Genomic DNA, 14055 nt, shown 5'->3' on the forward strand with positions numbered 1-14055 from the left:
TTTCATAAAAAACGCTTCGGCCAAATAAGTTGGCTAAGCGTTTTTTCGAATCAAGCACGCGATGGCTTAAATCGTTTGAGTCTTAATGCGTTTGCTAGGACTGAGACAGAGCTAAGGCTCATCGCTGCTCCTGCAATCATTGGACTTAGTAATGGTCCACCAAATGCATAAAGGAGACCCATCGCAACTGGGATACCTAACACATTATAAGCAAAAGCCCAGAATAAGTTTTCTTTAATGTTTCGAATCGTCGCTTTACTTAACTCGATTGAACTTGGAACATCGAGTAAGTCACTTCTCATTAAGACGATATCTGCCGATTCAATTGCTACGTCAGTCCCCGAACCAATCGCAATCCCGATATCTGCTTGAGCAAGTGCCGGTGCATCATTAATTCCGTCACCAACCATCGCAACCTTTTTGCCTTCTGCTTGAAGTTTTGTCACTTCATTCGCTTTATCTTCAGGCAAAACTTCACTTAAGACGCGGTCAATCCCAACTTGCCCGGCAATTGCAGCTGCTGTTCGCGTATTATCGCCTGTAATCATGGCGACTTCAATCCCCATTTGGTGAAGTTTTTCAATTGCTTGGGCACTGTTCTCTTTCACAGTATCCGCAACAGCAATAATACCAGCTATTTTCTGATCAAGCGCAATATACATTGGCGTCTTACCTTGACTAGCTAATTGATCAGATGGCTCTGCTAAGTCGTCTAGAGAGATGGCTCGATCAACCATTAACTTCTTATTTCCAGCTAGTAACTGTTGATCACCAATCGTCACTTCAATTCCGTGTCCAGGAATAGCTGAAAAATTTTCTCCATCAATGAACTCGAATCCTTTCGCTTTCGCTTCTCGGACAATCGCTTCACCTAATGGGTGTTCAGATCCTTTTTCCGCAGAAGCCGTTAGCATTAATAAGTCCGATTCTGAAACGCCATTTGCTGTCACGATGTCAGTGACGACCGGTTTTCCTTCAGTAATCGTGCCTGTTTTATCAAATACGACCATATCTACTTTATGCGTTGTTTCTAGCGCAGCCCCACCTTTAATTAACACACCATGTTCCGCACCTTTACCTGTGCCGACCATGATTGCTGTAGGTGTGGCTAATCCGAGCGCACACGGACAAGCAATAACCAGCACAGAAATCGCAATCGTTAAGGCAAATACGCCTGATTCTCCTGAAATGTACCAGCCGATTCCAGCGATAATCGCAAGTCCAATCACGATTGGCACGAAATAGCCAGAAATAATATCAGCCATTTTGGCAATTGGCGCTTTTGAACCTTGAGCATCTTCAACTAGTTGAATAATTTGAGCTAAAGCCGTGTCATTACCGACTTTATCTGCTTTGTATTTAACTGTTCCATTATTATTAAAACTTCCACCTACCATTGAATCACCAATGTTTTTCTCAACCGGGATACTCTCGCCCGTTAACATCGATTCATCAACAGATGTTCTCCCTTCGACAATCGTCCCATCAACAGGGATTTTCTCACCAGGTTTAACGATAATTAAATCACCGACAACGACTTGATCAATCCCAACTTCAGTTTCTTCACCGTCACGAATAACTGTGGCTGTTTTTGGTGCTAAGTCCATTAGTTTTTCAATCGCTTCAGACGTTTTCCCTTTTGAACGTGATTCGAGGTACTTACCTAAAGTAATTAGTGTTAAAATCACAGCAGCAGATTCATAATACAATTGATGGGCATAGCTTGGATCGCCATTCCAAACAACAATTGTGGCAGCTAAGCTATAAACAAAAGCTGCACTCGTACCTAATGCGATTAATGAATCCATATTCGGATGTCCTTTAAAAAGTGCCTTAAACCCACCTGTATAGTAACTCCAGCCTAAAAGAATGACAGGAATCGTGAGGATTAATTGGATGACTGAAAAATTCAACCCATTTAAGTCTGGATCAATCATCGATGGTACTGGTAAGCCGACCATTGGCCCCATTGAAATATAAAACAATGGGATTGTAAAAATAGCTGATAGCCAGAATCGGCGCCAAATTGATTCCATTTGGGCTGTTTTTTTATCTTTAGATTCACTATATGAATCAACGGAAGCATCAAGGTCTTCCTTTGCTTGATAACCCGATCGATCGACTGTTGCTATAATATCTTTTGCCGAAATGCTCTCCGGATCATATTCAACAGTTAACTTCTCTGTCGCTAAATTCACTTGTGCATATTTAACAGCGTCAAGATTAGCAACTGACTTTTCTACGGTTTGAGCACATGATGCACATGTCATCCCTTCAATTGAAAATGTTTGCTTTTTTGTCGGTGTCACAACTTGATAGCCCGCACCGCTCACCGCTTTTTCTATCTCTTGAACAGATAAAACAGATTGATCATAATTCATCGTCAGTTTTTCTGTCGCTAAGTTGATTTGTGCTGACTCTACGCCTGGTAACTTACTCGTCACTTTTTCAACCGTTTGGGCACATGCTGCACATGTCATCCCTTCGATATCAAATGTTTGATGATGCATAAGTTTGACCCCTTTCTTAAAGATTAAGCTAATTCCGCCTGATAACCAGCTTGATCAACTGCTTTTATTAAATCGTCGACTTGCTGGATTGTTTCATCAAATTTAACATTAGCTATTCCTTTTTTAAGATTAACCTTTACCTTTTCAACACCTTCTAGTTCAGCTAAAGCTGTTTCAACATGATTTAGACAATTATTACAAGACATGCCAGTTACCTTTAATTTAATTTTTTTCATGATCATTCTCCTCCTTAATAATTTTACAGTGACATTGACCTGGTAAACAATTACACGGAACCAAATCAACTGCTTCAGTTTCTTTTTCCGTTAAAATAGTCGTAATTTTTTCTACATCAGCAAAGCTTAAACGAATTTGACTAAGTAAATAGGCAACGACATCACCTTTTTGTCGATCACAGACATTATCAAATAAGTCGTTAAACATAGCTTTTACAAAAGCAACTTCACTCACATCTGTTGAGTAAAGATATCGGTTACCATCTTTTTTAGTATTTAACATGCCTTTTTTAACTAGCCGACCGATAAATGTTTTGGTCGTTGCAGGTTTCCATGCTTTCTTTTGTTCTAACACGTCAATGATTTCTTTACTCGTCACTTCTTGATTCGCCCAGACCACCCGCATCACTTCCCATTCAGAGTCGGTAATCTTCGTATCTGCTGCGACTGCCATAATCATCCCTCTTTTCTGAGTTGAAATTATTTTTAGTTTACAATTGTAATCCATCGCCTTAATTATAGTTTACACTCGTAAACGATTGATGTCAAGGATTAATTTAAACTTATCCGTTCTTTTATAAGGTTGAACCTAAAAGCTTGTGATATAATCATTTTTGAGGTGAGGAAAATGAAATTATCAAGTTTAATTAGTAATGGAATGGTGATTCAACGCAACAAGCCATTAACAATTTCAGGCGAGGCTGACGCGAATCAAAAAATTGAAGTCACTTTTCTAGAAAAAAAATATACTGATGTTGCTTCAGCATCAGGCAAATGGTCTGTAACTATTGATCCAACAGAACCAGGTGGGCCATATCAACTAAAAATTGTTGGCAATAAAGAAATACATATTGATGACATTTTAATTGGTGATGTCTGGGTTCTGAGTGGTCAATCAAACATGGAGCTACCTGTTATTCGCACACTCGATTTATTTGGTAATGAAATGAAAGCGGTTAACTATCCAGAAATTAGACAGTTTAGTGTGCCACAAATTTATAATTTCCATCAACCTACAGAAACACTCATTGGGGGTGAATGGAAAAAGGCAACTCCTGAGGATGTCTTAAATTTCAGTGCAATTGGTTATTTCTTTGCAGCTGACATTTACCGCGAGCACAATGTGCCAATTGGTTTAATCGCATCAGCTGTTGGCGGAACACCAATTGAAGCGTGGATGACAGAAGCGACTTTACGTGAATTTGGTGAATATGATGAAATTCTTGATCAAAGTAAAGATGATCAATACGTCAAAGATACAATGGCAATGGAAGATAAGCGTGAACAAGACTGGCACCAAGCACTGAACAGTAACGATCAAGGCATGATCGAAGAGTGGTTTAATGCAGATACTGATACAAGCGATTGGCAAACATTCGACGTGCCAAACTCTTGGGAAGGGACAGAGCTTGAGTCAATTAAAGGTGCTGTTTGGTTCCAAAAAACAATTGAACTCGCTGAGGATTTTACCGATCATGAAACAATGTTGAATCTAGGCACATTAATTGATGGCGATTACGCGTATATCAATGGTAAGCTAGTTGGACACACCGGCTATAAATACCCACCAAGACGTTATCCAGTTTCAAAAGGGATTTTAAAACCTGGGAAAAATACGATTACAGTCAGAATCTTCACGACTGAATCTGTCGGTGGCTTTGTCCAAGACATGCCTTACGAACTTGTCACGGATCAAGAGACAATTCCATTGACTGGAGCATGGAAATATAAAGTTGGCGTGATTACTGAAGCACTTAAACCAAGAACATTTTTCCAATACTTCCCGAGAGGGCTTTACAATGGGATGATTGCACCGATCTCAAACTATCCGATGTCAGGTGTGCTTTGGTATCAAGGTGAATCAAACGTTAGCAAACCAAATGGCTATTATGAACTTTTTGAAAAACTTGTTGATGATTGGCGGCAAACTTGGCAAATTGGTGACTTCCCATTCCTTTTCGTCCAACTCGCTAACTTAGAAACTGGTGGAGACGACAATGATAGCTATTGGGCGAAATTACGTAACGAACAGCTTAAATCATTGCAAGTAAAAAATACTGCCATGGCTGTCTCAATTGATGTCGGTGAAGCAAATGATCTCCATCCACAAGATAAAAAATCAGTTGGCCAAAGATTAGCAAAGTGTGCAAATGCGCTTGCTTACAAGCAAGACGTTGAATACATGGGACCACTTTATCAGTCACATCAAGTCAACAACAATACAATTGAAATTAGCTTTAACCATCTCGGTTCTGGATTGATAGTCAGAGGCGAGCAGCTAAATGGTTTTGTGATCGCTGGTTCAGACAATGTCTTTGTTCATGCAGAGGCCAAGATTGAAAATGATCGAGTGATCGTTAGCCACCCAGATGTCGTTGAGCCAAAAAATGTTCGCTACGGTTGGTCTGATAACCCAGAACAAGCGAATCTCTATAACAAAGAAGACTTGCCTGCATCACCATTTACAACTGAATAATTACTCGTAAACCTTTGTTTATGTGCAATTGGGCACGTGAGCGAAGGTTTTTTAATATACGATATTGACAATTAAAATTTATTGTTTTATACTCATATACATAACTATATAACTATACACCCTATTATTAACTGGAGGTGATATCAAATGGCCCAAACATTCGATGAGAACAAGCCTATTTTCATTCAAATTAAAGAAAAAATTGCTGATCAAATTGTAAAAAAACAATTGATTGAAGATGAACAAATTCCATCAACAACTCAAATGGTGCAGTTTTACAAAGTGAACCACATTACGATCACAAAAGGGATTAACTTACTTGTCGATGATGGCATTCTCTATAAAAAGAGAGGTATCGGTACATTTGTAGAAAAAGGAGCTCGTCATGCTCTTTTAGAAAAACGTAAAGAAGAATTTATTGATCGATATGTCTTACCGATGGTGCAAGAGGCTAATAAGTTAGAGCTAACAGATGAAGAACTCGGTCACGTCATAAAAAAGGTTAAGGAAGGTGAATCCATATGAGTTATCACGTTGAATTTAACAATGTTTCGAAAAAATTCAAAAATTTTGAAGCAATCAAAGAAGTATCGTTTAAATTAGAGCATGGAAAAACGTATGGCTTAATCGGTCGCAATGGAGCTGGAAAAACGACACTACTTTCTTTGTTGGCATCTTTTCAGCTACCTAGTTCAGGACAAATAAGCGTAAATGGTGAGGATCCATTTGAAAATAGACGCATCATGTCTGAAATCAATTTTGTTTATGAAGTTGACTATAGCAATGAATATGATACGGTAACGGATTATCTAGAAGCCACTGAATCGTATCGACCAAACTTTGATCAGGAATACGCAAATAAATTAGTCGAACTTTTTGAATTACCTTTGGATAAACCAATTAGAGATTTTTCCACTGGAATGCAATCTGCTTTAAATATCATTTTAGGTTTTGCTAGCAGATGCCCAATTACAATTTTTGATGAAGTCTATTTAGGCATGGATGCACCAAGTAGGGAACTTTTTTACCAAGAAGTCATTGAAGAACAAAATCGGAACCCAAGAATCTTAATTTTATCAACTCACCTTGTTTCAGAGATGGATTACCTCTTTGATCATGTGCTAATTTTAAATCGCGGAGAAATGATGATTGATGAATCATTTGACCAAGTTATCCAACGAGGTGCATCGATCACTGGTGATGCAGGCGTCGTTGATGCTTTTGCAGCACCATTCAACATATTAAATAGTCAACAGCTCGGGAGAACAAAGTCAGTTATGGTCTATGGTGAGATTAACGCGGAAAAACAGATCGAAGCAAAACGACTTGATTTGGAAATTGGCCCGTTAGCGCTACAAGATTTATTTATCCACTTAACAAAAAAGGAGCGATCCCATGAAGCTTAAAAAAGACTCGAATATTGTGAAATTGGCACTTGATTTTTATTCAATGCAAATGAAGTGGACATTTTGGTATTTAATCGTTGTCTTCGCGCTTTCTATAATCGCTTCATTTTTCTTGTCAGACATCACTGAATGGGAGCGAGGCATCGTAGAATCAATTTATAGTGCGTCGAAAATTTATTTAGCAATCGTTGCTCTTTTCACATGCTTTGCAATGCTTGGATTTTCCGTGAAAAACGGCATCACACGGAAGGATTACTTTCATGGAACAGCGATAGCTGCTATTGGCCTGTCTTTTAGCATTATCATTATTGGGTCAATTCTTTCATTTATATTTAGTTTGTTTGACTTCGATGCCTTGTCAAGTGGCGTGTCATTTTTAGACACAAGATCAACTTGGATTGTACCAATTGGATCACTAAGCTTAATTCTACTTAGTTACTATATCGCTGGTTGGATTATTGCATCAGGTTATTATCGATTTGGCGGTTTGAAAACAATCAGTTTTGTCATGATAGGAATTAGTTTTGTATCAATCATTGGTCTGCTGTGGGAGCACGGAATTGAATATTATATCGAATCAACACTTCTATTCTCGACAGACAACATTCCAATCATCTATAAATTTGGGGTCACACTTGCTTTAATCGGTTTAGCACTATGGCTTGTCCGCCTGATTACAAAACGGATCCCGATTAAAATTGAATGAAAATTGAATCTTAGCAGCTTTTATGTGCGAACACCCAGTCATTGCGGGCGTTCGCACACAATCCATACTTAGCTATAAAAAAGAGACAGTGAAGCATATCAACTCACTGTCTCTTTAACGTTCCTTTATAATTCTTCTCCATTTGTTTCAATCACTTTTTTGTACCAATCAAATGACGCTTTTTTCTTTCGTTCCATTGTTCCTGAACCATCATCGTGTTTATCGACGTAAATAAAACCGTACCGTTTAGAGTATTCCCCAGTTGAAGCACTGACTAAATCAATACAACCCCAACTCGTGTAACCCATCACATCGACACCATCTTCAATTGCATCACCAATTGCTGAGATATGCTCGCGTAAATAATCGATTCGATAATCGTCTTGAATCGTCCCATCTGCTTCGACTTTGTCATAAGCACCTAAACCATTTTCAACAACAAATAGTGGGACTTGATAACGATCATACAATTGTTTCAGTGAAATACGCAAGCCAACAGGGTCGATCTCCCAGCCCCAGTCACTCGCTTCGAGATGTGGATTCTTCACACCTGACACGATATTCCCTGATGCTGTTTCAACATCTGATTGGTCAGCTTTCTCAGTCCGCGACATGTAGTAACTTAAAGCAATATAATCAACTGGGTACTCTTTAATGAGCTCCAAGTCACCATCTTCCATGGCCACCTCAATCCCATGTTCCTTGAAATATCGATTGATAAAGCTCGGATATTCGCCACGCACATGAACGTCGGTACAGAAGTAATTAAATAATTGTTCCTTTTCAAGCGCATCCAACACATTATCTGGATGGCAATCATAGGGATAAACCGGTGTATAAATGATCATACAGCCAATTTCTGATTCTGGAATAATCTCATGACCAATTTTTGTTGCTAAACTGCTCGCAACAAATTGATGGTGAAAGCCTTGAAAAACAGCTTGCTCATTCGCCTTCGGATCTTCAAGTTTTGAAAAACCTAAACTCATAATCGGCATCACGAGCGCACTATTGATTTCGTTAAATGTCATCCAATACTTTACTTTATCTTTGTACGCAGTGAAGATTGCCGTCACGTAGCGTTCAAAAAATTTAATCACCTTGCGATTGCGCCAACCGCCATATTCAGTAACAAGATGTAGAGGCATTTCATAATGCGAGATCGTCACTACAGGCTCAATATTATACTTGATTAACTCATCAAAAACCCGGTGATAAAAATCAATTCCCTCTTGATTCGGCTCTTCTTCATCCCCTTTAGGAAAAATTCGCGACCAAGCGATTGATAATCGAAAAGCTTTAAAGCCCATTTCGGCAAATAGCGCAATATCCTCTTTGTATCGATGGTAGAAATCGATCGCCTCATGATTCGGATAATGGTATTTTTCAGTATCCGGCTTAAAATCAAACCCAGGTTGGGTTAAAATCTGAATCCGTTGCTTTCCTCCAGGCAAAACATCAGCAATATTCGGACCTTTTCCACCCTCATTCGTAGCACCCTCTAACTGATTAGCTGCTGTTGCTCCACCCCAAAGAAATTGCTCTGGAAATCGTTGTTGATTTGACATCTATCCACATTCCCCTTTCGTCGGTCTAATATTTTAATGAAATTACCTTTCTAAATCTAAAATCGGTTCACCGATTGTTGTCTCACCCAATTTAACGGATTCGACTCTTTGATATTCCTTATCATTTGTCACAACAACTGGCGTAACAATGTCATAGCCAGCATTTTTAATCCCCTCGATATCAAATTCAATTAAAAGTTGCCCCTTTGTAACAGTGTTACCTTGACTTACATGCGCTTTGAAAAATTCACCATCAAGTTGAACCGTATCGACACCAATATGAACCAAGACTTCAGCACCTTGTTCAGTTTCAATTCCAATTGCGTGATTTGTCCCGAACAATGTAGAAATTTTTCCGTTCACAGGGGAGACCAATTTACCTTCACTCGGAATAATCGCAACCCCTCTGCCTAACGCGCCTGAAGCAAAAGCAGTATCTGACGTATCAGCTAAATTAATCACTTCTCCAGCTAACGGAGACTCAATGATTTCACTTTGGATTCCACCTGCATCAGCCGTTGAAGTCATTTGACCTGAATCTTCTTCACCTTTATTAATCCCACCAAAGAAGTACGTCAATACGAATGCCAGAATAGCGGCAACAACAACAGCTACAACCGAACCGAAGAATGCTGTATTTAAACCTTCCTCTGGATGGACAAAACTTGCCCATTGAAAGATTCCTAATCCAGCCATGTTATGCCCGACTGTACCAAATATACCAATGATCGCACCACCAATTGCTGATGAGATCAACGTATAAATGAACGGTTTTTTCAATGGTAACGCAAGCCCGTACATTCCCGGCTCAGTCACCCCAAAGATAGCTGATAAAATCGCAGGAAAACTAAGTGATTTTATTTTTTCACTCTTTGTTCTAATCCATATCGCCGCAATCGCACCAGCTAGAGCAAATGAGTGAGCGAAGATTAACGCTAGAATTGGATCCCAGCCTTGACTAGCAAAGTTATTAAGAGCAATTGGAACAAGTCCCCAATGAAGGCCGAACATAACAAACACTAACCACAGACCACCAAGGAAAGCACCTGCAACAATCGGGCTAAGTTCATAGATCCAGACCGTTCCTTGCCCAAGTAATTGACTCGCCCATGTCGCAATTGGCCCGATCACAATAAATGTAACTGGAATAATGATTAACATTGTTAACATTGGTACAACAAATGTTTTAATCACATCTGGAATTACCTTTGCTAACGCATTTTCTAATTTTGATGCAAAATAGTTTGCCACAATAATCGGAATGACTGACATTGCATAGGTCATTAAAATAACTGGAATACCTAAAAACTCCAAATGAACATTTGACTCAAAAAGTGTGCCGGTAAACAATGTATACAATGGTTCGCCTGCTGTAATCCCACCAAGTGTTGGGTCAAGTGCAGGATAAACTAATGCACTGGCAATCACCATTCCGAGAAACGGTGACCCACCAAACTTTTTCATCGACGTGTAGCCAAGGAAGATTGGCAAGAAGTAAAATAGACCATCACCAATTGCATTTAAAATTGCATAAGTTCCATCTGTATCACTTAACCAACCAAGCGCAACAAATAAAGCATTAAAACCTTTAATCATACCTGAAGCAACCAATACAGCTAAGATTGGTTGGAAAATTCCAGAGATAATCGCGATAAACTGATTGAATAAGCTCCCTTTTTCACCTTCATCCTGATCAGTCGAGCTAGCTGATTCGAACCCACCAACCACCGCAACAGCTTTATAAACTTCTGGTACGTGGTTGCCAATGACAACTTGATACTGGCCAGCGCTTTGTCGTACAGTTACTACTTCATCATGATTCATTAAGTATTCTGTGTTTGCTTTTGACTCATCTTTCAACTTGAATCGTAGCCGTGTAATACAATGACCAACACTACTGACGTTTTCTTTCCCACCTACATTTTCAACAATATCTTTGGCCAAATCTTCATACTTCATTTAATAACCTCCTCATCATTTTAATGCAATATATAAAAACCTGAATGAATTTTGAAAACATAATCACACTCTCAATCAAAAATAAATAGGAGTAGCTCATTAATGCTAATAATAAATAGTATCTTCAAAATTATTCAGGTTATGCTAAAATAGCATTTATCTAAGTCATCTTCAAAAAAATACACTCTTATCTGACTAATTTATAATCATTAATTGTTTAATACCCTTATTCAACAATATGTACTCTCCTTTTTAAATTATCCTCTGATCATTTCAAATTTGACCTTTAATTGTTGGAACGATCTCAATACTATTGACAGGAAAATCATTAGATTATACGATAGATTAAGTTTGTATTTAATTATGTGTTCGATTGGAGTTATTTATGAAAAATAGGGCAATCATTTGCTTGATCACCATAAGTTTGTTCATCTTCCTTTCAGTCGCCTTTTGGTTAACCCCATCTAATGGTTATTTATACGACTATCAAGTCATAGCTTGGATTGAGGGGATATCAACTAAGGTACTAAAACAAATCATGCTAATCATTTCTTTAATTGGATCTAGTGAAATTATTTTACTTGCAACAGTAGTTATCTCAGTTATTTTCTTAATCAAGCGCTATTGGCAGTTACTCCATTTCTTTATGATTATTTCTATTGGTGGAGTTGCACTTAACTTTCTATTAAAAATATTATTTCAAAAAGAGCGACCGGGTGGAATTGTTAGTTCTATTGAAGTCTTCAGTTTTTCATTTGATATTCCTTCTTATAGTTTTCCAAGTGGGCATATGATGAGAGTGACCCTGCTCTTTCTATTTCTCATCTATTTAAGTTATTCTTTTATTGATAACATCTTCTTAAAGTGGACAGTTTATCTTTCTAGTTTTCTACTAATGATTGGCGTTGCTTTAAGTAGAATATTTTTAGACGCTCATTTTATGTCAGACATCATTGGAGCAATAAGCATTTCGACTACTTGGTTTTGCCTTATTTTACTGATCCTCAAAAAAAATCATGTATCTCACTATAACTAGTGAAGTACATGATTTTTCTTTTCCCAATTTAATTTGTACTCGTGTATCTAGCACCTTATAAAAGATGCATTAGCGCAGTAGCAATTGAGAAATAAATAACCAATCCTAAAATATCGTTAACTGTTGTAATAAATGGCCCTGATGCAATTGCCGGATCAAACTTCAACTTATTAATAATTAATGGGACAATAAAGCCAACAACTGTTGAAACAGTTAGCGTACAAAGAAGTGAGACCCCAACAATTACAGCTAAAATCCAATTTCCATATATGACAGAAATTAAAACTGTGATCGATACCATACAAACCAAACCGAGCAAGAATCCTGCCGTTAACTCACGCTTAATCATCCGCCAAAATCCGCCTTGTTTAATGTTACCAAGTGCAAGACCACGGACAGCTACCGTTAACGATTGTGTTCCAACATTTCCCGCTGAATCCATAATTAACGGTATGAATACGGAAAGTAAAACAACAGCCTCTAACGTCTCTTCAAAATAACCAATCACACCAGCAGTTAACATACCTAAAAACATAAGCGCAATGATCCAAGGTCCACGCATTTTAGCCGTCTCATATCCACTCAAGTCTATATCTGTTGAGCCTTTCGTTGCTGATAATTCTTCAAAGTCCTCAGTCGCTTCTTCCTCTAGAATATCCATAATATCATCAACTGTAATAATCCCTAATAGATGATTTTCCTTCGAGACAACTGGAACAGCAAGAAAGTCATACTTTTTAATTGTATGCCCTACATCTTCTTGATCCAAATCTTCCTCAACAGAAATAACTTTTTTACTCATAATATTTTCTATTGTTTCTTCTGGGGAGGCAACTATTAAATCACGTAGTGAAACGACACCGACCAATTCTTGATTGACGTTAGTTACATAAAGATAATAAATAATTTCTGCGGTTGGCGCTTCTTCTCGAAGTCTTTCCAGAACATTGGATACCTTTTCTGTTGAAGAAATTCGAATCAATTCTTTCGTCATAATCGATCCGGCTGTTTCTTCGGCATAAGACAGAAGTCGTTTTACATGTCGAGCCTTATCCTTATCCATATTAGCAAGAATTGCATCAGCTCTTTCTGTATTGATCTCCGCTAAAAAGGTCACGACATTATCGGTAAACATGTAATTAAACATTGTTGATGAATACTCTTCAGCTAATTCCAAAAAATATAGCTTTTGTTCTCTAATATCTAAACCAGAAAACACATTTGCAAATTCTTCTGGACTTAAATAGCTATACACTTTTGCCCGAGCATCCTGATTTAAAGAAATAAAAATATCTAACTGATCTGATGGATGTAAGTCTAAAAAAGTATGGCGAAACTCATTAATCTTTTCATTCTTTAAAGTGTCGACAACCATTTTAGAATACTGGTGACGTTTGTGCTTATTTAACTTTTCCAATCTAAACCCTCCTATACTAAGAATCAACCACCTTATCCGTTAGGAGCCGTAAGATGAATCCTAGTAATGTATTTTTTTACGATATACAAACAACAATTACTATTCGAATCGCTCTCTTGATCATTATCCATATTCATCCCACATCCTTCTCTAATTTAAATAAATTTAAGCTTAAAAAAACTAAAAAACACCTCCTACGAAAGAAGGTGTTTTAATCGACATATAATTAAGAAGTGAATACTTTTAAAACAGCTATTAACTAATCACTCTGTTTTTTACTCATTGAACTTAGAATCTTTGGTTTAAAATAAGTTTCAACTGAAATTAATCTTTATCTAAGTTCAGAATAATCACAACAAAATTAACAAATACCCTTCAATCGTAGAGCTTTAGCACTGTGCGGCATAGAATTTTGTTATTCAGCTACATTAAAAACAACCTTAATTCGATTGTTCCTGTTGACCCATTGGCGTCTTTAGACATTTTTGGGCAGTAGCGTATCTCCGTCACAGGAGCCTGGCCTAACGAAGGCTTTTTATTCATTTTTAAGACCACTTTTTATTATAACTTATCCTTCATTTTTAATCAACTGACTTTTCTTATAAGGAAATCAGAATTTTTAGTTGATACTACATATTATTACCTGTTTATTAAATAGATTGATTGTTTCGGGGATTTTACAGTATCCATTCTTATATAAACGAAAAAATGATTGCTCCATCAATGCTGAGCAGTTATTTT

The 14055-nt window shown here is 37.6% G+C and carries 11 protein-coding genes and 1 riboswitch; of the genes, 5 read left to right on the top strand and 6 right to left on the bottom strand.

Going from position 1 to position 14055, the window contains the following annotated elements; translation table 11 throughout:
* Positions 1-50: 50 nt before the first annotated feature.
* From ABD814_RS10355 to ABD814_RS10365, 3 genes are read right to left on the bottom strand one after another with little or no spacing between them, the layout of a single operon-like run.
* Complete coding sequence (locus ABD814_RS10355) at positions 51-2510, bottom strand: heavy metal translocating P-type ATPase (protein WP_344912873.1); 2460 nt, start codon at positions 2508-2510, stop codon at positions 51-53.
* 23 nt (positions 2511-2533) lie between these two features.
* Entirely contained in the window at positions 2534-2746 is a 213-nt protein-coding gene (copZ, locus tag ABD814_RS10360; RefSeq protein WP_344912875.1) for a copper chaperone CopZ, read from the bottom strand.
* Entirely contained in the window at positions 2733-3200 is a 468-nt protein-coding gene (locus tag ABD814_RS10365; RefSeq protein ID WP_344912877.1) for a CopY/TcrY family copper transport repressor, read from the bottom strand. Before ABD814_RS10365 ends, copZ begins: the two co-directional genes overlap by 14 nt.
* 174 nt (positions 3201-3374) lie before the next feature.
* On the opposite strand from ABD814_RS10365, the gene ABD814_RS10370 reads away from it, so the two are divergent.
* The 4 genes from ABD814_RS10370 to ABD814_RS10385 all read left to right on the top strand — a co-directional run bounded on the left by ABD814_RS10370 (position 3375) and on the right by ABD814_RS10385 (position 7334).
* Entirely contained in the window at positions 3375-5222 is a 1848-nt protein-coding gene (locus tag ABD814_RS10370; RefSeq protein ID WP_344912879.1) for a sialate O-acetylesterase, read from the top strand.
* 147 nt (positions 5223-5369) lie between these two features.
* Positions 5370-5747, top strand: a complete 378-nt coding sequence (locus ABD814_RS10375) for a GntR family transcriptional regulator (protein WP_344912882.1) — start codon at positions 5370-5372, stop codon at positions 5745-5747.
* The gene (locus ABD814_RS10380; RefSeq protein WP_344912884.1) at positions 5744-6628 is read left to right on the top strand and encodes an ABC transporter ATP-binding protein; all 885 of its coding nucleotides are present in this window, start codon (positions 5744-5746) and stop codon (positions 6626-6628) included. Before ABD814_RS10375 ends, ABD814_RS10380 begins: the two co-directional genes overlap by 4 nt.
* Positions 6618-7334: a hypothetical protein gene (locus ABD814_RS10385; RefSeq protein WP_344912886.1), complete on the top strand. Its 717-nt coding sequence runs from the start codon at positions 6618-6620 to the stop codon at positions 7332-7334. The genes ABD814_RS10380 and ABD814_RS10385 overlap by 11 nt, the downstream gene beginning before the upstream one ends.
* A gap of 125 nt (positions 7335-7459) precedes the next feature.
* Here ABD814_RS10385 and ABD814_RS10390 read toward each other — a convergent pair whose 3' ends face one another.
* Together ABD814_RS10390 and ABD814_RS10395 are read right to left on the bottom strand one after the other, a co-directional pair.
* A complete protein-coding gene (locus ABD814_RS10390; protein WP_344912888.1) occupies positions 7460-8902 on the bottom strand; it encodes a glycoside hydrolase family 1 protein in 1443 nt (480 codons plus the stop codon).
* Positions 8903-8944: 42 nt separating this feature from the next.
* A complete protein-coding gene (locus ABD814_RS10395; RefSeq protein WP_344912890.1) occupies positions 8945-10861 on the bottom strand; it encodes a beta-glucoside-specific PTS transporter subunit IIABC in 1917 nt (638 codons plus the stop codon).
* 385 nt (positions 10862-11246) lie between these two features.
* On the opposite strand from ABD814_RS10395, the gene ABD814_RS10400 reads away from it, so the two are divergent.
* Positions 11247-11897 (top strand): phosphatase PAP2 family protein, encoded by a 651-nt coding sequence (locus ABD814_RS10400; protein ID WP_344912892.1) that lies wholly within the window; start codon positions 11247-11249, stop codon positions 11895-11897.
* Between the two features lie 55 nt (positions 11898-11952).
* Here ABD814_RS10400 and mgtE read toward each other — a convergent pair whose 3' ends face one another.
* A complete protein-coding gene (mgtE, locus tag ABD814_RS10405; protein ID WP_344912894.1) occupies positions 11953-13314 on the bottom strand; it encodes a magnesium transporter in 1362 nt (453 codons plus the stop codon).
* A gap of 367 nt (positions 13315-13681) precedes the next feature.
* Positions 13682-13850, bottom strand: a riboswitch (M-box (ykoK) riboswitch).
* Between the last annotated feature and the right edge of the window lie 205 nt (positions 13851-14055).

Source organism: Amphibacillus indicireducens (assembly GCF_039539605.1).
GTDB lineage: Bacteria > Bacillota > Bacilli > Bacillales > Amphibacillaceae > Amphibacillus > Amphibacillus indicireducens.